This is a genomic window from Empedobacter sp. UBA7611 (assembly GCF_002484365.1).
GTDB lineage: Bacteria > Bacteroidota > Bacteroidia > Flavobacteriales > Weeksellaceae > Empedobacter > Empedobacter falsenii_B.
In genome coordinates, this window is sequence record NZ_DLJR01000042.1 from 1 (window position 1) to 514 (window position 514).

Genomic DNA, 514 nt, shown 5'->3' on the forward strand with positions numbered 1-514 from the left:
TAATTATTAAAAAATTATTTTTATATTTCTTTGTTCTTAATGATGATCGTGTTCTGCTACTGCTGTTCCTATGAACAATGAAACTAACATAGTAAACACGAATGCTTGTAAAGCCGCTACTAATAATTCTAAACAGTAGATAAATAATGCTAAAGGAATAGATCCAGCAGACATTGCTTCTGTTTGAAATATAAAAATTAACGAGATTAAAGACATAATAATAATGTGACCTGCTGTAATATTCGCAAATAAACGAATCATTAAAGCGAAAGGTTTCGTAATAATACCAACTAATTCGATTGGTGCTAAGATAATTTTTACTGGAACTGGTACTCCTGGCATCCATAACATATGTCCCCAGTAATCTTTATTTCCTGAAAAATTAATTACGATTAAAGCAATTAAAGCTAATACAAATGTTACTGCAATATTTCCTGTTACGTTTGCTGCACCTGGTAATAATCCTAATAAATTATTAATCCAAATAAAGAAGAATAACGTTAATAAATATGGC

General features: G+C 29.2%; 1 protein-coding gene. It reads right to left on the reverse strand.

The features are described 5' to 3' along the window. Nucleotides 1-36: 36 nt before the first annotated feature. Nucleotides 37-514: F0F1 ATP synthase subunit A (gene atpB, locus B3R94_RS06790; protein ID WP_291099542.1), on the reverse strand; the 478-nt coding region annotated here is incomplete at its 5' end.